We start from the raw sequence: 19,707 nt of genomic DNA, 5'->3' as shown, positions 1-19,707 counted from the left end.
GACGGGCGCGCCGGGATTACTGCGCGAACTGTGTTGCGGCGTCCACCAGGTCCAGCAGAGGCTGCGGCAGCACCCCCAGCAGCACGGTGATCGCGGCGCACAGCGCGATGGCCGCCTTGCTCCATACGCTGGGCAGCACCAGGTGCGGCGGGTCGGCGGGGGAGTCGGTGAAGAACATCAACACGATCACCCGGACGTAGAAGTAGGCGGCCACACCGCTGGCGATCACGCCGACCACCACCAGTGGTGCCGCGCCGCCTTCGGCGGCGGCCTTGAACACCGCGAACTTGCTGATGAACCCACTGGTCAGCGGAATGCCGGCGAAAGCCAGCAGGAACATCGAAAACAGCAGGCCCACAACGGGGTAACGCCGCCCCAACCCGGCCCACCGGGACATGTCGAGTTCCTCTTCACCACCGGCACTTCGGATCAGGTTCACCACGGCGAAGGCGCCCACGGTGGAGAAGCTGTAGGCGACCAGATAGAACAGCGTCGCCGAGATCCCCGCCGGGATCGCAGAGAGCACACCGGTCAGCACAAAGCCCGCGTGGGCGATCGAGGAGTAGGCCAGCATCCGCTTGATCTCGTTCTGCGTGATGGCCGCGATAGTGGCGACCACCATGGTCAGTACCGCGATCAGCCACAGCAGCGGACGCCAGTGGTCGTGCAGGGCAGGCAGCGCGACGTAGAGGATCCGTAGCATCGCCCCGAAGGCGGCGACCTTGGTGGCGGCCGCCATGAAACCGGTGATCGGCGTCGGCGCCCCGACATAGACGTCGGGAACCCACGAATGGAACGGCACCGCGCCGACTTTGAAGAATAGGCCCACCAGCAGAAGGACGGCGCCGATCAGCGCCAGCGGGTCGCTGCTGTGGGCGAACAACTGCTCGCCGATGTCGGACAGCGTCAGTGTCCCGGTGGCGCCGTAGAGCAACGCGGTGCCGAACAGGAACAGCGCCGAGGAGAACGCACCCAACAGGAAGTACTTCAGCGCCGCTTCTTGGGAGAGCAGACGGCGGTAGCGGGCCAGCCCGCACAGCAGATACAGCGGCAGCGAGAGCACTTCCAGCGCCACGAACATGGTGACCAGATCGTTGGCGGCGGGGAACACCATCATCCCGCCGACCGCCAACACCGTCAGCGGGAACACCTCGGTCTGGGTCACCCCGGCGCGCGCCGCGTCAAGCTCGGCGACGCTGTCCGGCACCGCCGACGCCTGCGGAGTGAACGCGTCCAGACCGGCGCGTGCCCCAGCGGCGGGAGAGGTGGCGGGTGCGGCCGCTGCACCAGGACCTTCGGGAACGCCCGCACCGATGTTGCGCTCGGAGATGAACAGCACGGCCATGATCCCGACCAGCACGATGGTGCCCTGCAGCACCAGCGCCGGCCTGTCGACGGCCACCGCGCCCAGCACCGTGATGCGACCTGCGGCCGGCAGCTCGCGGCCCACTGCGACGACGGCCGCGAACGCGGCGGCCAGACCACCGACAGCGAGCAGAACCTGCACCACGTAACGCGCCCGGCGGCCGACGAACGCCTCGATGAGCACGCCGCTCACCGCGGTGCCGAAAACGATCAGAATCGGCAGCAGAAGGCCGTATTCGACGGATGGGATTGGCATGCCCGCCATGGTCAGTGCGCCCCCTCAGCGGTCAGCGGTGCCGGATCGGTCTCACCGATCGTGGTCAAGGTGTGCTCGACGCCCGGATTGATGATGTCCAGCGCGGGTTTGGGGTAGAAGCCGAGGAACAGCAGCAGCGCGATCAACGGCGTGACGACCAGCAACTCCCGCGGCACCAGATCACGGATGCCCTCATTGCCCTGCGCGACCGGGCCGGTCATCACCCGCTGATACAGCCACAACATGTAGATCGACGACAACACCAGCGCCGTGGAACCGACAGCCGCCGCCACCCAATACCGGTTGAAGGTGCCGATCAAGACCAGGAACTCACTGATGAAGGGGGCCAGTCCGGGCAGCGACAGGGTGGCCATCGCGGCGACCATGAAGGTGCCGGCCATCACCGGCGCCACCTTCTGCACGCCGCCGTAATCCGAAATCGCCCGGGTGCCACCGCGCCGGGCCACCAGGAATCCCGCGATCAGGAACAGCGCCGCCGTCGACAACCCGTGGTTGAGCATGTACAGCGTCGAACCGCTCTGCCCCTGGCTGGTCATCACGAAGATGCCCAGAATGATGAACCCGAAGTGCGAAATCGAGGTGTAGGCGATCAACCGCATCATGTCGCGCTGGCCGATCGCCACCATCGCCCCGTAGACCACGCCGATGACCGCCAGCACGATGATGGCCGGGCGGAAATACGTGGAGGCGTCGGGGAACAGCTGCAGGCAGTACCGCAGCATCCCGAAGGTGCCCACCTTGTCCATCACCGCCATCATCAGCACCGCCGTGGCCGGTGTGGACTCCACCGCCGCGTCGGGCAGCCACCGGTGCAGCGGCCACAGCGGGGCTTTGACCGCGAAGGCGAACATAAAGCCGGCGAACAGCAGCTTGAGCACGCCCGGGTCCACGGTGGTGGTCGCCGGGGAGAAGATCGAGACCAATTCTCGGAAGTCGAAAGTGCCGCCGGAACCGCTTTCGCCGGAGCTCACCACATACACCCCGATCACTGCGGCCAGCATGATCAGACCGCCGAAAAGGTTGTACAGCAGGAACTTCAGGGCCGCTTGGGAACGCTTTGCCCCGTTGCCGAATCCACCGATCATGAAGTACATCGGGATCAGCATCGCTTCGAAGAACACGTAGAACAGCAGCACGTCCAGCGAGACCAGCGAGATCAGCACCATCGCCTCGACGGTCAGGGTCAGCGCGGCGAACGCGTGCGGGCCCCGGCTGCTGCGATCGGCCCGTTCGCCGTCGTTCCAGCCGGCCAGCATCAGCAACGGCACCAGCCCGGCGGTCAGCAGCGTCAGGATCACCGCGATGCCGTCCACGCCCAGGGTGTAGCTCGCCCCGAATGCCGGTATCCAGGAGTGCGATTCGACGAACTGGTAGGGAGCGGCCACCGGGGTGGTGTCGAATCCGACGGTGACCACGATCGCCACCGCCAGGGTCGCCAGGCTCACCAGCAGGCCGGTCCACTTCGCCAGTGCTGCCGCGCGGGCGGGCAACACGATGACCAACCCGGCACCGATCAGCGGTACCAGCCACAGCAGGCTCAGCCAGGGCACGCCTCCGGTCGCGTTCACAGCTGCACCGCCAGGACCAGTGCGACGACCAGGACCGTACCGGCCAGCATCGTCAGGGCGTAGGAGCGCACGAACCCGGTCTGCAGGCGCCGCACCAGGTATGACGCGATCGCCACCAGCCCGGCCGTCAGGTTGACCGAGCCGTCGACCACCCGGTCGTCGACGCCGACCAGGCCTTGTGCCAGTCGGTTACCCGGACGCATGAGCACCTCCTCGTTGAAGGCATCGCCGTAGAGATACTTGCGCGCCGCCACGGTCAGCGCCGACACATCGGTGGGCGCGGTGATCGGTATCGGCTTGCGGCCGTACATGTTGTAGGCCACCGCAACACCGAGCAGGACAACTCCCAGGGTGATAGCGCCGGTGAGCCAGGCCGGGATGGCGTGCGCCCCCTCGTGGTGGGCGACCGCGGCCGCGGAGCTGACCACCGGCTCCAGCCAGTGCTCCAGGCGCCCGCCGATGGCCAGCGCGGCACCGGCGAACACGGCGCCCAAGGCCAGCACGATCATCGGCCAGGTCATCACCCGCGGCGATTCGTGGGGGTGCTGCAGGGCGCGCTCGGGGCTCACCTCGTTCTCGTCGGCGGCCCAGCGGCGCTCGCCGCCGAACGTCATCAGCATCACCCGGGTCATATAGAAGGCGGTGATCCCGGCGCCCAGGATGGTGACGGCCCCCAGCACCCATCCGCGAGTGCCGCCGGAGGCCAGTGCGGCCTCGATGATGGCGTCCTTGGACCAGTAGCCGGCGAACGGCGGGACGCCGATGATCGCCAGGTAACACAGCCCGAACGTCGCGAAGGTCACCGGCATGAAGCTGCGCAGGGCGCCGTAGCGGCGCATGTCCTGCTCGTCGTTCATCCCGTGCATCACCGAGCCGGAGCCCAGGAACAACCCGGCCTTGAAGAAGCCGTGAGTCAGCAGGTGCATGATCGCCACGGCGTAGCCGGCCGGGCCCAGGCCCGCGGCCAGCACCATGTAGCCGATCTGGCTCACCGTGGACGCGGCCAGTGCCCGCTTGATGTCGTCGTTGGCGCAGCCGATGATCGCGCCGAACAGCAGCGTGAGGGCGCCGACCACGACCACCGCCAGCCGGGCGTCGGGGGATAGGTCGAACACCGGGCCGGACCGCACGATCAGATAGACGCCGGCGGTCACCATGGTGGCGGCGTGGATCAGCGCCGACACCGGGGTGGGGCCTTCCATGGCGTCGAACAACCAGGCCTGCAGTGGAACCTGGGCGGACTTGGCGCAGGCGCCCACCAGCAACAGCAGACCGATCGCGGTGGTCAGCCCGCTCGGGCCGGCATCGCCGACCGCTCCGAACAGGCCGTCGTAGGACAACGTGCCGAATCCGGCGAACATCACGAACAGCGCGAGCGACAGCCCGATGTCGCCGACCCGGTTGGACACGAACGCCTTCTTGCCGGCCGCGGCCGCCACGGGCTTGGCGTACCAGAACCCGATCAGCAAGTAGGAGGCCAGACCGACACCTTCCCAGCCGACATAGAGGGCCAGGTAGTTGTCGGCGACCACCAGCAACAGCATTGCCGCGACGAACAGGTTCAGGTAGGCGAAGAAGCGCCTGCGGTCGGGGTCGTGCTTCATGTAGCCGGTCGAGTAGATGTGGATCAAGGTCCCGACGCCGCTGATCAGCAGGACGAAGCAGATCGAGAGCTGGTCGATCAGCACCCCGAAGTCGACCTGCAGGGCACCGACCGGCACCCAGCTGAACAGGTGGGTGTGGATCGCCCGATCCTCGCCGTCGCGGCCGAGCATGTCGGCCAGCAGGGCGAGCCCGATCACGAACGAGCCGAGCACCGTGGCGCAGGCCAGCAGGTGCCCCCACCGGTCGGTTCGGCGCCCGCCGAGCAACAGGATCAGCGCACCGGCCGTCGGCAGGGCCACCAGCAGCCAGCTCAGCTGACTCACGTTTGTCATAGAGCTCCCACTCCTAGCCGCGCAGTAGGTTCGCGTCGTCGACCGAGGCGGATCGCCGGGCCCGGAAGATCGTCATGATGATGGCCAGGCCGATCACCACCTCGCAGGCGGCGACGACCATGGTGAAGAACGCCACCATCTGGCCGTCGAGCTGGGAGTGCAGCCGTGCGAAGGTGACGAACGCCAGATTGGCGGCGTTGAGCATCAGCTCGACGCTCATGAACATCACCAGTGCGTTGCGCCGCAACAGCACTCCGGTCGCGCCGATGGTGAACAGCATCGCCGACAGGTACAGGTAGTTCTCCGGATTCACTGGTCCGATCCCTCCCCGTTGCCGGCGGGAGCCGCCGCAGCGTTGTCGGCGTCGTTGTCGGCTTGTCGCGCGTTGCCGGTGGAGCCGACCCAGCGGTGCGTCAGCGTGTCCGACACCGACAGCTCGGAGTAGGTCCCATCAGGCAGGCGTGCGGCGATGTCGACGGCGTTGTGCCGGGCGTAGACGCCGGGGGTGGGCAGCGGGGTGGGCCGCCGGCCGGATTGGAAGCGCTGGATGGACAGCTCGCGCTGGGTCAGCCGGGGCTGCAGACGCTCGCGGTGCGTGAGCACCATGGCGGCGAGCACCGCGGTGATCAGCAGCGCACTGGTGAGTTCGAACGCCCACAGGTAGCGGGTGAAGATCAGCGCCGCCAGTCCCTCGACGTTGTGCTGGCCCAGGTCCGCCGAGCCGGTGCCGGTGGCTGCGGGCGTGCCGATGTTGCGCAGGTGCGTTGTCGCGCCGCCGATTCCGGCGATCAGCAGGATCCCGAAGCCGATCCCGGCGAGCGTTCCGGCAACCCGCTGTCCGCGCAGGGTCTCCACCAGGGACTCGGCGGAGTCGACGCCGATCAGCATCATCACGAACAGGAACAGCATCATCACCGCGCCGGTGTAGACCACGATCTGCACCACCCCGAGGAACATGGCGTCCTGGACGAAGTAGAACACCGCCAGGATCAGCATGGTCATCGCCAGAAACAGTGCCGAGTACACCGCCTTGGAAGCCGTGACGACGCCGACGGCGCCGATGACGGCGACGATGCCCAGAATCCAGAAGGCCACCGCCTCTCCGGTGGAGGTGCGGACGACGATGTCGGCGGCGAGCGAGGTGGTGTTCATCAGGCTTTGCCCTGCTTGACTCGGTCGAGCATCACGAACAGGTCTGGGTCGGCGTCGAGCCCGGCAGGGCTGACTCGGCCTAAGTAGTAGTCCTTTTCGGTGGCGCCGGGTGGCATCGCATGCGGCGGCGCGACCATGCCGGGCTCCAGCGGCGCCAGCAACTGGTCGCGTTCCCAGATCAACTCGGCCCGATTGTCGGCGGCCATCTCGTACTCGTTGGTCATGGTGAGCGCTCGGGTGGGACAGGCCTCGATGCACAGGCCGCACCCGATGCAGCGCAGGTAGTTGATCTGGTAGACCCGGCCGTAGCGTTCACCGGGGGAGAAGCGCTCCTCGTCGGTGTTGTCGGCGGCCTCCACGTAGATGGCATCGGCCGGGCAGGCCCACGCGCACAATTCGCAGCCGATGCACTTCTCGAGCCCGTCGGGATGCCGGTTGAGTCGATGGCGGCCGTGATATCGCGGCGCCGTCGGTTTCTTGCGCTCGGGGTAGCCGTCGTTGATCGGCCGTTTGAACATCGTCTTCCAGGTGACGCCGAACCCGGCCAGGGCATCTCGCAGACTAGCCATTGACGTCCTCCTTGACCCGCGAGGGATTGCGTTGCGGCAGCGGTGGTGTCGGGAAGGTTGACTCGGACGGCGGAGGTGCGATGACCACCGGCGCCCGTTCGTCGAGACGACCACTCAATGCGCTGAACTTGCGATGCAGCACCAACAGCAGCACCACGGTGGCCAGCGTGCTTATGCCGGCCAGTAGCGGTTGCCAGTGCTCGTAGCCGTCGTTGCGCAGGCTGCGTATCCCGGCGGCGAGCAGCACCCAGGACAGCGCCACCGGGATCAGGATCTTCCAGCCCAGCGCCATGAACTGGTCGTAACGCAGCCGGGGCAGGGTGCCTCGCAGCCAGATGTAGACGAAGATGAAGCCCCACAGTTTGGCGGTGAACCACAGCACCGGCCACCAGCCGGTGTTGGCGGCCGGCCACAGGTTGAACGGGAACGGAGCGTGCCAGCCGCCGAGGAACAAGGTGACGGCGACGGCCGAAACCGTGGTCATATTGATGTATTCGGCGAGGAAGAACAGCGCGAACTTCAACGATGAGTACTCGGTGTGGAAGCCGCCGACCAGTTCACCTTCGGCTTCGGGCAGGTCGAACGGGGCTCGGTTGGTCTCACCGACCATCGCGGTCAGATAGACCAGGAACGACGGCAACATGAGGAACGTGAACCAGACCCGATCCTGGGCGGCCACGATGCCTGAGGTCGACATCGTCCCGGCGTAGAGGAACACCGACGCGAATGCCAGGCCCATCGCCACTTCATAGGAGATCACCTGTGCGGTGGAACGGATTCCGCCGAGCAGGGGATAGGCGGATCCCGATGACCAGCCGGCCAGGATGATCCCGTACACCCCGATCGACGACATTGCCAGGATGAACAGCACCGCGATCGGCAGATCCGCCAGTTGCAGTGCGGTCCGGTGACCGAAGATGCTGACCTCCGGGCCGAGCGGAATCACGGCGAAGGCGGTGATCGCGGGCACCGTCGAGATGACCGGCGCCATCGCGTAGACCACCCGGTCCACGTTGAAGGGGGTGATGTCTTCCTTGAGCGCCAGTTTGATCGCGTCGGCCAGGCTCTGCAGCCAGCCCTTGGGCCCGACCCGGTTGGGTCCGGGGCGCATCTGCATGCGGCCCACAACTTTTCGTTCGATGACGATCGCGAGGACCACTGTCAAGAGCAGGAACAAGAAGATGCCCAGCACCTTGACCAGCATCAACCACCAGGGATCGGTCATGATCTGCGTCCAATCTGTACCGTCGCGCCGAGGGTGACCCCCAGATCCCGGTGCACCGCGCAGTCGCGCGAATTCATCGGCAGCCACACCACGTTGTCCGGCATCTCGGTGACGGCCAGCGGCAGGGTGATACTGCCGTGGCTGCTACTGACGGTGACGGGTTCGCCTTCCGCCACACCGATAGCGGCGGCCGTCGTCGCCGAAAGCCGCGCCACCGGCGCGCGGGCGGTGCCGGCCAGGTTCGGCTCACCGTCTTGCAGCCGCCCTTCGTCGAGCAGCAAGCGCCAGCCGGCCAGCACGGCTTCGCCGCTGCCCGGCTGCGCGGGCGAGCCGGCGGCCACGTCGGGGTCGGCGACGCGCGCACCGGACCAGGCGCCCAGGCCCGCCAGCTCGTCGCGTGCAGCCTCCAGCGAGGCCAGTCCCAGTGCGACGCCCATCTCCTCGGCGATGACGTCGAGTACCCGCCGGTCGGGCAGGTCGCCGGTGTCACCGAGCGCGGCACCGAACCGGCGGTGGCGGCCCTCCCAGTTGACGAACGTGCCGGACTTCTCCACCGCGGCTGCGACCGGCAGCACCACGTCGGCGCGTTCGGTGACTTCGCTGTGCCGCAACTCGAGACTGACCAGAAAACCGACCGCGTCCAGGGCGGCCAGTGCTGCTGCCGGATCGGCCAAGTCGGCCGGCTCCACTCCGCCGACCACCAATGCTGCCAACGCTCCTTCGGCTGCGGCCGCCAGGATGGCGTCGGTGTCGCGCCCGGCCTGCGACGGCAGGTCGTCGGGGCCGTTGAGACCCCACGCCTGCGCGACCTCGGCCCGCGCCGCGGGATCGCCCAGCGGACGTCCGCCGGGAAGCAGGCCGGCCAGTGCGCCGCCGTCCAGTGCGCCGCGCTCCCCGGCACGCCGCGGAACCCAGGCCAGCTTCGCGCCGGTGGCCTCGGCCAGCCGGATGGCCGCAGACAGCGCTCCCGGTGAGGTCGCCAGCCGCTCGCCGACCAACACCACCGCACCTGGTTGGCGAAGAGACTCTCCGACGTCCCCGGTGTGCAGCCCATCCAGTGCCGCGGCCTCGCCGCCGGGGACGACTGCCAGCAGGGTGCCGAACATCTTGGTCAGCCCGCGGTCGGCGAACGGCGCCAGGCTGAACACCTTGGTGGCGTTCTTGCGGGCCGCCTTGCGCAGTCGCAGGAAGACGATCGGCGATTCTTCCTCTGGCTCCAGACCGGCCAGCAGCACAACCGGGGCGGTCTGCAGATCGGCGTAACTCACCTCGACACCGCGGCCTGCCACCCGGGCGGCCAGGAATGCGGCCTCCTCGGCGGACTGGGCACGTGCCCGGAAGTCGATGTCGTCACTGTGCAGCGCCACCCGGGCGAACTTGGCGTAGCTGTAGGCGTCCTCAGCCGAGACGCGGCCGCCGACCAGCACACCGGTGCGTCCCCGCGCCGCGGCCAGGCCGCGTGCGGCCACCGCCACCGCGTGGGGCCAGGAGGTGGGGACCAGGTTCCCGCCGTCATCACGCACCAGCGGTGTGGTGATCCGGTCGCTCTGAGTGGCGTAGGTGAAAGCCCAGCGGCCCTTGTCGCAGTTCCATTCCTCGTTGACGTCCGCGTCCTCAGCGGCCATCCGCCGCAGTACCTTGCCGCGCCGGTGGTCGGTGCGCTGGGCGCAGCCCGATGAGCAGTGTTCGCAGACGGTGGGGGTCGACACCAGATCGAAGGGGCGGGCCCGGAACCGGTAGGAGGCGCCGGTGAGCGCGCCCACCGGGCAGATCTGCACGGTGTTGCCCGAGAAGTAGGAGTCGAACGGCGTGTCGGTGTAGATGCCGACCTGCTGCAGAGCGCCGCGATCCTGCATCTCGATGAGCTTGTCGCCGGCGATCTCGTTAGCGAACCGGGTGCAGCGCGCACACAAGATACAGCGGTCTCGGTCCAGCAGCACCTGCGAGGAGATGTTGATCGGCTTGGGGTAGTGACGCTTGGTCTCTTCGAAGCGGGTCTCGGTGCGGCCGTGCGACATCGCCTGGTTCTGCAGGGGGCACTCGCCGCCCTTGTCGCAGGTCGGGCAGTCCAGCGGGTGGTTGATCAGCAACAGCTCCATCACCAGGTGCTGCGCCCGATCGGCTTCGGCGGAGGTGTGCTGGGTGCGCACCACCATGCCGTCGGCGGCGGCCACCGCACATGACGGTTGTGGCTTGCGCTGGCCCTCCACCTCGACCATGCACTGCCGGCACCAGGCCACCGGGTCCAGCAGCGGGTGGTCACAGAACCGCGGGACCTCGATGCCCAGTTGTTCGGCGGCCCGAATGATCAACGTGCCCTTGGGGACCGTGATCTGTTGGTCGTCGATGGTGAGCGTCACCGACTCCTGGCCTTCCGGCTGAGAAGTTTGCGTCACGCCACACCGCCTGCTGCTCCACCTGGCACGAACATGCTCGCTTTCGGGTCGAACGGGCAGCCCCCCTCGAGGTGGGCGATGTATTCGTCACGGAAGTACTGGATCGACGACTTCACCGGCATGGCCGCGCCATCGCCCAAGGCACAGAAGGACTTTCCGAACAGGACGTCGGCGATGTCCAGCAGGGTGTTGAGGTCTTCCGGGGTGCCGCGGCCGGATTCCAGCCGCTCGTAGATGGGCACCAGCCAGTAGGTGCCCTCACGACACGGCGTGCACTTTCCACACGACTCGTGTTTGTAGAACTCCGACCAGCGTCCGGCCGCGCGCACCACGCAGGTGGTCTCGTCGAAGATCTGTAATGCCTTGGTACCCAGCATCGATCCCACCGATGCCATGCCCTCGTAGTCCAGCGGGATGTCGAGGTGCTCCTCGGTCAGAATCGGGGTCGAGGATCCGCCCGGAGTCCAGAACTTCAGCCGGTGTCCGTCGCGAATCCCGCCGGCATAGCCGAGCAGTTCGCGCAGCGTGATTCCCAGCGGCGCCTCGTATTGGCCGGGCCGGTTGACATGACCCGACAGCGAGTACAGCGTGAACCCGCGCGACTTCTCGGTGCCCATGGACCGGAACCACTCCGGGCCGTTGCGCAGGATCGACGGCACACTGGCGATCGATTCGACGTTGTTGACCACCGTCGGCGAGGCGTACAGCCCCGCCACCGCGGGGAACGGCGGGCGCAGCCGGGGCTGGCCCCGATAGCCCTCCAGCGACTCGATCAGTGCGGTCTCCTCGCCGCAGATGTAGGCGCCCGCCCCGGCGTGCACGGTGATGTCCAGGTCGAAGCCGCTGCCGCCGATGTCGGTGCCCAGCAGTCCCGCCGCATATGCCTCGGCGACGGCGGCCTGCAGTCTGCGCACCACCGGCAGCACCTCGCCGCGAATGTAGATGAAGGCGTGCCGGGCACGGATCGCGTAGCAGCACACGATCATGCCCTCGATGAGCACATGTGGTGTGGCCATCAGCAGCGGCATGTCCTTGCAGGTTCCTGGCTCGGACTCGTCGGCGTTGACCAGCAGATAGTGGGGCTTGGCCGCTGCGCCTTCGTCGCCCTGGGGGACGAACGACCACTTGGTCCCGGTGGAGAACCCGGCGCCGCCGCGGCCGCGCAAGCCCGAGTCCTTGACCAGGTCGATGACCTCGTCGGGCTTCATCGCCAACGCGCGCTTCATGCCGACATAGCCGTCGTGGCGACGGTAGGTCTCCAGCGTCCAGGACTCGGGTTCGTCCCAGTAGCTGCTGAGCACCGGAGTCAGCGGTGTGCCCTCGGGCGGTGTTCCTTTGGTATGGGTCATTTCGCACCCCTATCGGCGTTGCTGCCGGCCTCGGGTGCCGTCATTCCGCGCTCGCGGGCCACCTGCAGACCGGCCAGCGTCGCCGCGCCCGCACCGCCTTGACCGTCGTCGGCGCGATCATCGGGGAAGCCGGCGAGAATCCGCTCGGTGGCGGCGAAGCTGCACAGCGGCATCCCGCGGGTGGGTCGAACCTCGACGTCCTCACGCAACTTGTCGACCAGTTCGCGCGCCGACTCTGGAGTCTGGTTGTCGAAGAACTCCCAGTTGACCATCACCACCGGCGCGTAGTCGCAGGCGGCGTTGCACTCGATGTGTTGCAGGGTGACCGAACCGTCGGCGGTGGTCTGGTCGTTGCCCACGCCCAGGTGTTCCTTGAGTTCGGCGTAGATGGCATCGCCGCCCATCACCGCGCACAACGTGTTGGTGCAGACGCCGACCAGATACTTGCCGGTGGGGTCACGCCGGTACATCGAGTAGAACGACGCGACTCCGGCGACGTCGGCGCTGGTCAGTCCCAGCAGCTCCGCGACGAACGACAGGCCGGCCGGGGTGATGTAGGTGTCCTGCGACTGCACCAGGTGCAGCAGCGGCAGGATCGCCGAGCGCGGCTGCGGGTAGCGGCCGATGATCTCCTTGGCATCAGCCTCCAACCGGGCTCGCACGTCGGCGTCGTAGGTGGTCGGCGCGCCGGGGTGGTTGAACTGATTGGGTTCTTCGGGCTGTCGGCCCAGTTGCAGAAAAACTCGGGTGCCGTCGGTGCCGGCGGTCGGCGGCATCAACCGCCCGCGTCCGGTCTTGTTGACGTCGATCTCGCCGCCGGGTGCGCTCATCGGTCCACCCCGCCCATCACCGGGTCGATGCTGGCCACCGCGGCAATCACGTCGGCGATCAACCCGCCCTCGCTCATGGCGGCCACCGCCTGCAGATTGGTGAACGACGGATCCCGGTAGTGCACCCGGTAGGGGCGAGTGCCGCCGTCGCTGACCATGTGCACCCCCAGTTCGCCTCGGGGCGACTCGACCGAGACGAACACCTGCCCCGGCGGCACCCACAGATCTTCGGTGACCCGCTTGAAGTGGTGGATCAAACCTTCCATCGAGTGGCCCATGATCCAGCCGATGTGCTCACGGGAGTTGCCGAGGCCGTCCTTGTCCAGCTTGAGGTCGGCCGGCCAGGCGATCTTGCGGTCGGCGACCATCACCGGCCCGGGCCGCAGCTTGTCCAAACACTGTTCGACGATTTTCAGGGACTCCTTGATCTCGGCGATGCGGATCAGGTAGCGGCCGTAGGCATCACAGCCGTCATCGGTGATCACATCGAACTCGTAGTCCTGGTAACCGCAGTAGGGCTCCGCGCGTCTGACGTCATAGGGCAGCCCCGTCGAGCGCAGCACCGGACCGGTGATGCCCAGCGCCATGCACCCGGTCAGATCCAGATAACCCACATCCTTGGTGCGGGCCTTCCAGATGTAGTTCTCGGTGAGCAGATCCTCGATGTCCTTGAGCCGCTTGGGCATCAGCTTGAGGAAGTCGCGAATCATGGGGATCGCCTCGTCGGGCAGATCCACCGACACCCCGCCGGGCCGGACGTACTGGTGGTTCATCCTCAGGCCGCTGATCGCCTCAAAGATGTCGAGCACCAGCTCCCGCTCCCGGAAACCGAAGAGCATCACCGAGAGCGCGCCGAGCTCCATGCCGCCGGTCGCCAGCGCCACCAGGTGTGAGGAAATCCGGTTGAGCTCCATCATCAGGACTCGGATGACGCTGGCGCGCTCGGGAATGTCGTCGGTGATGCCCAGCAGCTTCTCCACGCCGAGGCAATACACGGTCTCGTTGAAGAACGGCGACAGGTAGTCCATCCGGGTCACGAATGTGACGCCCTGGGTCCAGTAGCGGCTCTCCAGGTTCTTCTCGATGCCGGTGTGCAGATAGCCGATGCCGCAACGGGCTTCGGTCACCGTCTCACCTTCGAGCTCCAGGATCAGCCGCAGCACGCCGTGGGTCGAGGGGTGCTGGGGTCCCATGTTGACCACGATGCGTTCGCCGGGGTCGGCGGCCCTGGCGGCCTCGACCACGTGATCCCATTCCTGCCCACCGACGTTGAGGACGGTGGGCGGCGTGTCGGTGCTCATTACTTGTAAGCCCTCCGCTGGTCCGGCGGCGGTATCTGCGCGCCCTTGTACTCGACCGGGATGCCGCCCAATGGGTAGTCCTTGCGCTGCGGGTGACCGTGCCAGTCGTCGGGCATCTCGATCCTGGTCAGCGAGGGGTGGCCGTCGAAGATGATCCCGAAGAAGTCGTAGGTCTCCCGCTCATGCCAGTCGGTGGTCGGGTAGATCTCGAAAAGTGAGGGGATGTGCGGATCTGCGTCGGGGGCAGCGACTTCCAACCGAACACGGCGGTTGTGGGTGATGGATCGCAGTGGATACACCGCATGCAGCTCCCGGTCGGTGTCGCCGGGATAGTGCACGCCGGAGACCCCGAGGCTGAGCTCGAAGCGCAGCGCCGGCTCGTCGCGCAGCAGCTGGGCCACCGCCGGCAGCTCTGCGCGACGGACGAAGAGTGTCAGTTCGTCGCGGTACACCACGACTTTCTCGATGGCGTCGGCGAATTCAATTCCGTTGCGCTGCAGAGCGGCGGCGAGGGTGTCGACGAGTTCGTCGAAGTAGCCGCCGTAGGGCCTTGGGGTCTCGCCGGGGAGTGCGACCTCGGTCACCAGGCGCCCGTAGCCGGACGTGTCGCCGGTGCCCGTCGCACCGAACAGGCCGCGGCGGACCTTGATGACGTCCTCGGGTCCGGTCCGGTCTTCGCCGCTCGTCTCGCTCACCGCAGCAACCCCCTCAACTGCCAGGTGGACGGTGCCGACAGGGCGGCCTCCTCGGTCGCGGCGATCACCTGTTCTCGGTTGGCGCCCAGGGGCATCGAACGAATCTTTTCGTGCAGCTTGAGAATTGCGTACATCAGCATCTCCGGCCGGGGCGGACAGCCGGGCAGGTAGATGTCGACCGGGACGACGTGGTCAACGCCCTGCACGATCGCGTAGTTGTTGAACATGCCGCCGGACGACGCGCAGACCCCCATCGACAGCACCCACTTGGGCTCCACCATCTGGTCGTAGATCTGGCGCAGCACCGGTGCCATCTTCTGGCTGACCCGGCCTGCCACGATCATCAGATCGGCCTGGCGCGGGGAGGCCCGGAATACCTCCATCCCGAATCGGGACAGGTCGTAGTCGGGGGCCATCGTCGCCATCATCTCGATCGCGCAACAGGCCAGGCCGAAGGTCGCCGGCCACAGTGACCCGGTGCGGAAGTAGCCCGCCAGGTCTTCCACGGTGGACAGCAGGAGTCCGCTCGGCAGCTGCTCTTCTAATCCCATGTCTAAGTCCGCCTACTCCGGCTCAATCCCAATTCAGTCCGCCGCGCCGCCAGACGTAGGCGTAGGCGACGAACACGATGACGGCGAACAGCACCATTTCGATGAGGGCGAAGGTTCCGAGCCCGTCGAAGGCAACTGCCCAGGGGTAGAGAAAAACGATCTCGATGTCGAAGACGATGAACAGCATCGCGGTGAGGTAGTACTTCACCGGGAATCGCTGCCCGGGCGGGGCGTGCGGCCCGCTGACCGGCTGGTCTGTGGGTTCGATGCCGCACTCGTAGGCTTCGAGTTTGGACCGGTTGTAGCGCTTGGGGCCTACCAGAGCGGTGATGACCACGGAAAATACGGCGAAACCGGCGGCTAGCGCGGCAAGGACCAGGATCGGCAGGTACAGGTTCATGCTTAGTGACGTAGTTCCCTTCCGGGCGCCGATGTGATTTCAGGCACAGCCTAGCCCGCTGCCGCGAGGCGGTTGGGAAGAATACGAAATTGCTGGTAACTGTGACGGGTATCACCTTTGACGAACGGCGACAGGGGAATTCGCCGCTGAGGCTGCCCTAAACCGGCAGTTCAGCGAGCCTCGACGCAGGAGAGGCGAAGCTGGGACTGCCGTGTCGGTTGGCAGTTCAGCGAGCCTCGACGCAGGACAGGTGAAGCTGGGGCGCGCGGGTCGGTTGGAGCAGTTCAGCGAGCGGCGACGCAGGAGAGGTGAAGCTGGGGCGCGCGGGTCGGGCGGGGCAGGTGTGCGAGGCCCGAGGCGGCAGAGGCGAAGGTTGGGACTGCCGGGTTAGCTGGGGGTCGGCGTGCGCAGCAGGCCGAGCACCGCTCGGCTCAATTCCATCGGGTCGATCGGGTGGGACACCACGGCGTCGGCGTGTGACCATCTGGCCAGCCAGACATCGTCGGCGCGGCCGGTCAGCACCACGATCGGCGGGCACGGCGTGAGCTCGTCCTTGAGCTGTTTGCAGATGCCCATGCCGCCGGCGGGGGCGGCCTCGCCGTCCAGGATGGCCAGGTCGATTCCCCCGGCATCCATCTTCCGGATCACCACCGGCTCGGTGGCGACCTCGACATAACTCAGCTCAGGTAGGTCCGGGTGCAGCTGCCTGCCCAACGCCGTCGTAACCCGCGCACGGGTCGCGGAGTCGTCGCTGTAGACAAGGATTCGCAGCGCGGCATTGGAGTCGGACACGGTCCAGATGCTACTGCGCAGGTCCAGCCGATACATCCGGTTTGGCCCAGCGCCGTCGAAGTGATTGTCGCGCAGGAACTCTAGGGGCTACTGGGCGTATCCCGGGTGGTCGATCGCCAGCCGGTGCTCCACCAGGGTGTACAGGCATGCGGTGAGCGCCTCGGACCGATCGTCGAGATCACCGGCCCGAATGGCGGCGGCCAGCTCCGCTTCATCAGCGAATCCCAGTCCGGCCAGGGCGTCGGTGACGACGCCGCCGGTGGTGTCGTTCAGTTCCCGTTCGACGATGCGCAGCGCATTGGCCGCCACCCGGGCGTGAAACTTCACCTGGTTGTCGTTGGCGGCGTCTGCGTCGCGTTTCACCAGCGATGTTTCCAGAAACTCGGTGACCGCGGCGACCAGTTCGGCCGCGGTGGGGCGGCGCCCCCCGGCGCTCATGGCCGGACCCCGTCGAGCAGGCGCAGCACATCCCACTCCGTTTCGGAGACCCGTCGGCCGATGGTCGCCAGTTCCACCGAGCGGGTCTGGCCGCTCAGGTGGCGCTGCGCCTGGTAGCGGCAGATGATGCCCCACCGCAGCGTGCCCAGCAGCAGCCACCAGTCGAACCGATCCGGATCGACGGCGCCGTTGCCGCTGGCCTGCTCGTAGGCGGCCAACAGGGCGTCGACACTGCCCAGTCCACCGGCGGCGCGCTCCACGGGCGCGCCGAACCGCCAGGCTCGTAGACAGAACCAGGCCAGATCCTCACACCCGTCACCGAGGTGCACCAGCTCCCAGTCCAGTACGGCGGCCAGGTCGCCGTCGCCGGAGACCATGAGGTTGCCCATTCGGAAATCGCCATGTACCAGCTGTTGAGGTACCGGCGGTGGACGGTCGGCGGCCAGGCGCCGGAACGCCCACTCGAAGACAGCGGTGGTGTCGGGCATGGTGTCGAGCTGGGCGCGGCACGCGGACAGTTGGTCTTCGGCGCTCAGCGCAACGCCGCTCGGGTCGGCCCGATGGATGGCGGCCAGCGCCTGCGCACATTGGCGCAGCAGCTGTTCGCGGCCGGTCTCGTCGAGCTGGCGCTCGATGCGACGAACCACTGTCTCGCCATCGATTCGATCGCAGATGAGGTACGGATTCCCCAGTGCTGCAGGGGAATTATCGGCGACCAGCACATTCGGTACCGGAGCGCCGGCCTGACCTGCGACGCGCTGAGCGTTCGCTTCGAGCTCCATGCTGGCGTAGAGCTCCTCAAGGGGCCCGGTGCGCAGAATCAGCGGTCGGCGCTGGTGGGCGTCGGTGACCGCATCGAAAGCCCAGGTGACCCGGCTGGCGCCGCCGGTCAGGGCCCGCAGGTCCTCGACCGCGACGGGTCCCAACGCCGGTGCCAGGACATCGGCCAGCCGGTCCGCGAGCTGATCGGCGGTCATCGCCGGCGGTCGAACCCGAACAGTCGCTGCGCGACTCGGCGGATCTGGATCTCCTCGGCGCCTTCGGTGATCCGGTAACGGCGGTGGTGCCGGTAGATGTGTTCGAACTGCTCGTGGCGGGTGTAGCCGATGCCGCCGTGGATCTGGATGGCGCGGTCGGCGGCCTCGCACACCAGCCGGTTGGCGCGGTAGTTGGCCATCGACACCTTGTCGGAGACCTCCAGGTGGTGGTCGCGGTCCAGGTGCCAGGCCGCATAGTTCACCAGCAGTCGCACCATCTGGGCCTCGGTCTGCAATTCGGCCAACGGCCACTGCACCGCCTGGTTCACCGACAGCGGCTTGCCGAAGACGATCCGTTGCCGAGCGTATTCGGCGGCGCGGTCGATGCAGTACTGGGCGGCGCCCAGGCTGGAGGCGGCCTGGCGGATCCGGTTTTCGTGCAGGAAGGTCTGAGCCACGTCCAACCCGCCGTCGACCTCGCCGAGTACCGCGTCGGCGGGCACCCGCACGTTGCGGAGTTCGACCTCGCCGTGGTCGGTGGGCATGTTGAAGGTCCACCAGTAGAACGGGATGGTGAATCCCGGTGTGTCGATGGGCACCAGGAACGCGGTGATGCCGCGCGCCGAGCCCGCGTCACCGGACGTGCGGGCGAACACCAGGTCGTGGGTGGCCCGATGTACTCCGGTGTTGAACCGCTTGGCGCCGTTGATCACCCAGGTGTCACCGTCGAGTTCCGCGCGGGTCTCCAGCCACGTCGCATCCGAACCATGGTCGGGTTCGGTCAGGCCGAAGGCCATCGACCGTTCGCCGGTGATCATGGCCTCGGAGAACTCAGCGCGCTGCTCGTCGGTGCCGAACCGCTCCATCATGATCACCTGCGGGAAGTTCCCGACGATCGACGACTCGTCCTGCAGATCGTTGTGCAGTCCGAGACCCTTGTGCGCCAGGTGCTCCCGGATCACGGCCATGTCGACGTTGGTGCCGTCCCGGCCGCCGAGGGAGGCCGGCAGCCCATACCGCAGCCACCCGGCGGCATCGGCGCGCCGGCGCATCTCATCGAGCAGTTCTTCCCACTCGCGTCGGGGGACGCCGCCGCGTTCCACGTCGGTCCGGGCAAACTCACGCCGGTGGTCGAAATACTGCATGTGCTCGGCCTGCAGCGGTGCGATCTCGCGCTCGATGAAGTCGTCCATCTCGGCGAGCACCCCGGGAAGGTGTTCGGGCAGTGTGAAATCCATGGCGATTCCTTCAGCTCTCGGTGGTCAACGGCCGTACAGGGTCTTTCTCCAGATCGTGGACAACGTCTCGATGGCATCACTGTCACTGATCTGCCATCCCGGCCCCGACGGGCCGACGAACACGACGGTGAAGTTCTCGAACAGCAGCGCGATGGCCGCCGCGATGTGGTCGGGGTCGAGTTCGCGTCCATAGCCCTGCTGCTGGGCGCGTCGTACCGAGGCGGCGACGATCTCCATGCCGAAGCGGCGGAATTCGTTCTGCAGTGCGGCGAATCGCTCATTGGTGGCCGCCAGCTGGGCGACCGCGATCATGACGCCGATGTTCGGTTTGAACATGGCCCAGTAGGCACTGACCACCGAGGAGAAGAATTCGGTGTCCTCCGGCGACTCCGGCAGTCGCATCTTGAGGCCGGACGGCTCCACCTCGTGGGTGAGAAACGACTCGGCCAACGCCGCCAGCAGATCTTCCTTGTCGCGGAAGTATCGGTACAGGACCGCGGTGGACTTTCCGGCGGATGAGGTGATGTCGGCCAACGTCGTGCCGTGAAACCCGCGCTCGGCGAACAGTTCTCGGGCGGCTTGCTCAATCGCGCCGCGAGTCAGGCGTCCCTTCGAACTGAGCTCTCGCTGGGTGGACATCGAGGCGC

At 67.1% G+C, this 19,707-nt stretch carries 19 protein-coding genes; all 19 read right to left on the bottom strand.

What is annotated here, in order from left to right; genetic code table 11:
* Positions 1-16: 16 nt before the first annotated feature.
* On the bottom strand, positions 17-1,630 hold the full coding sequence (gene nuoN / locus AWC18_RS11570) for an NADH-quinone oxidoreductase subunit NuoN (protein ID WP_085138805.1): 1,614 nt from the start codon (positions 1,628-1,630) through the stop codon (positions 17-19).
* A 2-nt stretch (positions 1,631-1,632) separates the two neighbouring features.
* Positions 1,633-3,192: an NADH-quinone oxidoreductase subunit M gene (locus tag AWC18_RS11565; RefSeq protein ID WP_109560061.1), complete on the bottom strand. Its 1,560-nt coding sequence runs from the start codon at positions 3,190-3,192 to the stop codon at positions 1,633-1,635.
* Between the two features lie 14 nt (positions 3,193-3,206).
* Positions 3,207-5,147: an NADH-quinone oxidoreductase subunit L gene (gene nuoL, locus AWC18_RS11560; protein ID WP_085138803.1), complete on the bottom strand. Its 1,941-nt coding sequence runs from the start codon at positions 5,145-5,147 to the stop codon at positions 3,207-3,209.
* Between the two features lie 13 nt (positions 5,148-5,160).
* On the bottom strand, positions 5,161-5,460 hold the full coding sequence (nuoK, locus tag AWC18_RS11555; protein ID WP_064999679.1) for an NADH-quinone oxidoreductase subunit NuoK: 300 nt from the start codon (positions 5,458-5,460) through the stop codon (positions 5,161-5,163).
* The gene (locus AWC18_RS11550; protein WP_064999680.1) at positions 5,457-6,299 is read right to left on the bottom strand and encodes an NADH-quinone oxidoreductase subunit J; all 843 of its coding nucleotides are present in this window, start codon (positions 6,297-6,299) and stop codon (positions 5,457-5,459) included. The genes nuoK and AWC18_RS11550 overlap by 4 nt, the downstream gene beginning before the upstream one ends.
* Entirely contained in the window at positions 6,299-6,868 is a 570-nt protein-coding gene (nuoI, locus tag AWC18_RS11545; RefSeq protein ID WP_064999681.1) for an NADH-quinone oxidoreductase subunit NuoI, read from the bottom strand. Before nuoI ends, AWC18_RS11550 begins: the two co-directional genes overlap by 1 nt.
* On the bottom strand, positions 6,861-8,093 hold the full coding sequence (gene nuoH, locus AWC18_RS11540; protein ID WP_085138802.1) for an NADH-quinone oxidoreductase subunit NuoH: 1,233 nt from the start codon (positions 8,091-8,093) through the stop codon (positions 6,861-6,863). The genes nuoI and nuoH overlap by 8 nt, the downstream gene beginning before the upstream one ends.
* The gene (locus tag AWC18_RS11535) at positions 8,090-10,489 is read right to left on the bottom strand and encodes an NADH-quinone oxidoreductase subunit G (protein ID WP_085138801.1); all 2,400 of its coding nucleotides are present in this window, start codon (positions 10,487-10,489) and stop codon (positions 8,090-8,092) included. The genes nuoH and AWC18_RS11535 overlap by 4 nt, the downstream gene beginning before the upstream one ends.
* The gene (gene nuoF, locus AWC18_RS11530; RefSeq protein WP_085138800.1) at positions 10,486-11,838 is read right to left on the bottom strand and encodes an NADH-quinone oxidoreductase subunit NuoF; all 1,353 of its coding nucleotides are present in this window, start codon (positions 11,836-11,838) and stop codon (positions 10,486-10,488) included. The genes AWC18_RS11535 and nuoF overlap by 4 nt, the downstream gene beginning before the upstream one ends.
* Positions 11,835-12,614: an NADH-quinone oxidoreductase subunit NuoE gene (gene nuoE, locus AWC18_RS11525; protein ID WP_085138838.1), complete on the bottom strand. Its 780-nt coding sequence runs from the start codon at positions 12,612-12,614 to the stop codon at positions 11,835-11,837. The genes nuoF and nuoE overlap by 4 nt, the downstream gene beginning before the upstream one ends.
* 50 nt (positions 12,615-12,664) lie before the next feature.
* The gene (locus AWC18_RS11520; RefSeq protein WP_085138799.1) at positions 12,665-13,969 is read right to left on the bottom strand and encodes an NADH-quinone oxidoreductase subunit D; all 1,305 of its coding nucleotides are present in this window, start codon (positions 13,967-13,969) and stop codon (positions 12,665-12,667) included.
* Complete coding sequence (locus AWC18_RS11515) at positions 13,969-14,664, bottom strand: NADH-quinone oxidoreductase subunit C (protein WP_085138798.1); 696 nt, start codon at positions 14,662-14,664, stop codon at positions 13,969-13,971. Before AWC18_RS11515 ends, AWC18_RS11520 begins: the two co-directional genes overlap by 1 nt.
* Positions 14,661-15,215 carry a NuoB/complex I 20 kDa subunit family protein gene (locus AWC18_RS11510; protein ID WP_064999687.1) on the bottom strand — a complete coding sequence of 185 codons (555 nt, stop codon included), beginning with the start codon at positions 15,213-15,215 and terminating at the stop codon, positions 14,661-14,663. The genes AWC18_RS11515 and AWC18_RS11510 overlap by 4 nt, the downstream gene beginning before the upstream one ends.
* A 22-nt stretch (positions 15,216-15,237) precedes the next feature.
* Positions 15,238-15,615, bottom strand: a complete 378-nt coding sequence (locus AWC18_RS11505; RefSeq protein WP_076047547.1) for an NADH-quinone oxidoreductase subunit A — start codon at positions 15,613-15,615, stop codon at positions 15,238-15,240.
* Between the two features lie 387 nt (positions 15,616-16,002).
* Positions 16,003-16,407, bottom strand: a complete 405-nt coding sequence (locus AWC18_RS11500) for an Rv3143 family two-component system response regulator (RefSeq protein ID WP_085138837.1) — start codon at positions 16,405-16,407, stop codon at positions 16,003-16,005.
* Positions 16,408-16,494: 87 nt separating this feature from the next.
* Positions 16,495-16,845 carry a DUF6285 domain-containing protein gene (locus tag AWC18_RS21090; protein WP_109560052.1) on the bottom strand — a complete coding sequence of 117 codons (351 nt, stop codon included), beginning with the start codon at positions 16,843-16,845 and terminating at the stop codon, positions 16,495-16,497.
* A complete protein-coding gene (locus AWC18_RS11495; protein ID WP_109560051.1) occupies positions 16,842-17,822 on the bottom strand; it encodes a phosphotransferase family protein in 981 nt (326 codons plus the stop codon). Before AWC18_RS11495 ends, AWC18_RS21090 begins: the two co-directional genes overlap by 4 nt.
* Entirely contained in the window at positions 17,819-19,060 is a 1,242-nt protein-coding gene (locus AWC18_RS11490) for an acyl-CoA dehydrogenase family protein (protein WP_085138797.1), read from the bottom strand. The genes AWC18_RS11495 and AWC18_RS11490 overlap by 4 nt, the downstream gene beginning before the upstream one ends.
* A gap of 24 nt (positions 19,061-19,084) precedes the next feature.
* Complete coding sequence (locus AWC18_RS11485; RefSeq protein WP_085138796.1) at positions 19,085-19,699, bottom strand: TetR/AcrR family transcriptional regulator; 615 nt, start codon at positions 19,697-19,699, stop codon at positions 19,085-19,087.
* Positions 19,700-19,707 lie beyond the last annotated feature (8 nt).

Origin of the sequence: Mycolicibacter nonchromogenicus, assembly GCF_002101775.1 — a bacterium.
Taxonomy (GTDB): Bacteria; Actinomycetota; Actinomycetes; order Mycobacteriales; family Mycobacteriaceae; genus Mycobacterium; species Mycobacterium nonchromogenicum.
This window is presented reverse-complemented; position numbering and strand designations above follow the sequence as displayed.

Bases quoted from the DNA above. Each gene is read 5' to 3' on its own strand.
- nuoN (WP_085138805.1), bottom strand. From the start codon at position 1,630: ATGGCGGGCATGCCAATCCCATCCGTCGAATACGGCCTTCTGCTGCCG.
- nuoL (WP_085138803.1), bottom strand. From the start codon at position 5,147: ATGACAAACGTGAGTCAGCTGAGCTGGCTGCTGGTGGCCCTGCCGACG.
- AWC18_RS11550 (WP_064999680.1), bottom strand. From the start codon at position 6,299: ATGAACACCACCTCGCTCGCCGCCGACATCGTCGTCCGCACCTCCACC.
- nuoI (WP_064999681.1), bottom strand. From the start codon at position 6,868: ATGGCTAGTCTGCGAGATGCCCTGGCCGGGTTCGGCGTCACCTGGAAG.
- nuoH (WP_085138802.1), bottom strand. From the start codon at position 8,093: ATGACCGATCCCTGGTGGTTGATGCTGGTCAAGGTGCTGGGCATCTTC.
- nuoF (WP_085138800.1), bottom strand. From the start codon at position 11,838: ATGACCCATACCAAAGGAACACCGCCCGAGGGCACACCGCTGACTCCG.
- nuoE (WP_085138838.1), bottom strand. From the start codon at position 12,614: ATGCCGCCGACCGCCGGCACCGACGGCACCCGAGTTTTTCTGCAACTG.
- AWC18_RS11520 (WP_085138799.1), bottom strand. From the start codon at position 13,969: ATGAGCACCGACACGCCGCCCACCGTCCTCAACGTCGGTGGGCAGGAA.
- AWC18_RS11510 (WP_064999687.1), bottom strand. From the start codon at position 15,215: ATGGGATTAGAAGAGCAGCTGCCGAGCGGACTCCTGCTGTCCACCGTG.
- AWC18_RS11505 (WP_076047547.1), bottom strand. From the start codon at position 15,615: ATGAACCTGTACCTGCCGATCCTGGTCCTTGCCGCGCTAGCCGCCGGT.
- AWC18_RS21090 (WP_109560052.1), bottom strand. From the start codon at position 16,845: ATGAGCGCCGGGGGGCGCCGCCCCACCGCGGCCGAACTGGTCGCCGCG.
- AWC18_RS11495 (WP_109560051.1), bottom strand. From the start codon at position 17,822: ATGACCGCCGATCAGCTCGCGGACCGGCTGGCCGATGTCCTGGCACCG.
- AWC18_RS11490 (WP_085138797.1), bottom strand. From the start codon at position 19,060: ATGGATTTCACACTGCCCGAACACCTTCCCGGGGTGCTCGCCGAGATG.
- AWC18_RS11485 (WP_085138796.1), bottom strand. From the start codon at position 19,699: ATGTCCACCCAGCGAGAGCTCAGTTCGAAGGGACGCCTGACTCGCGGC.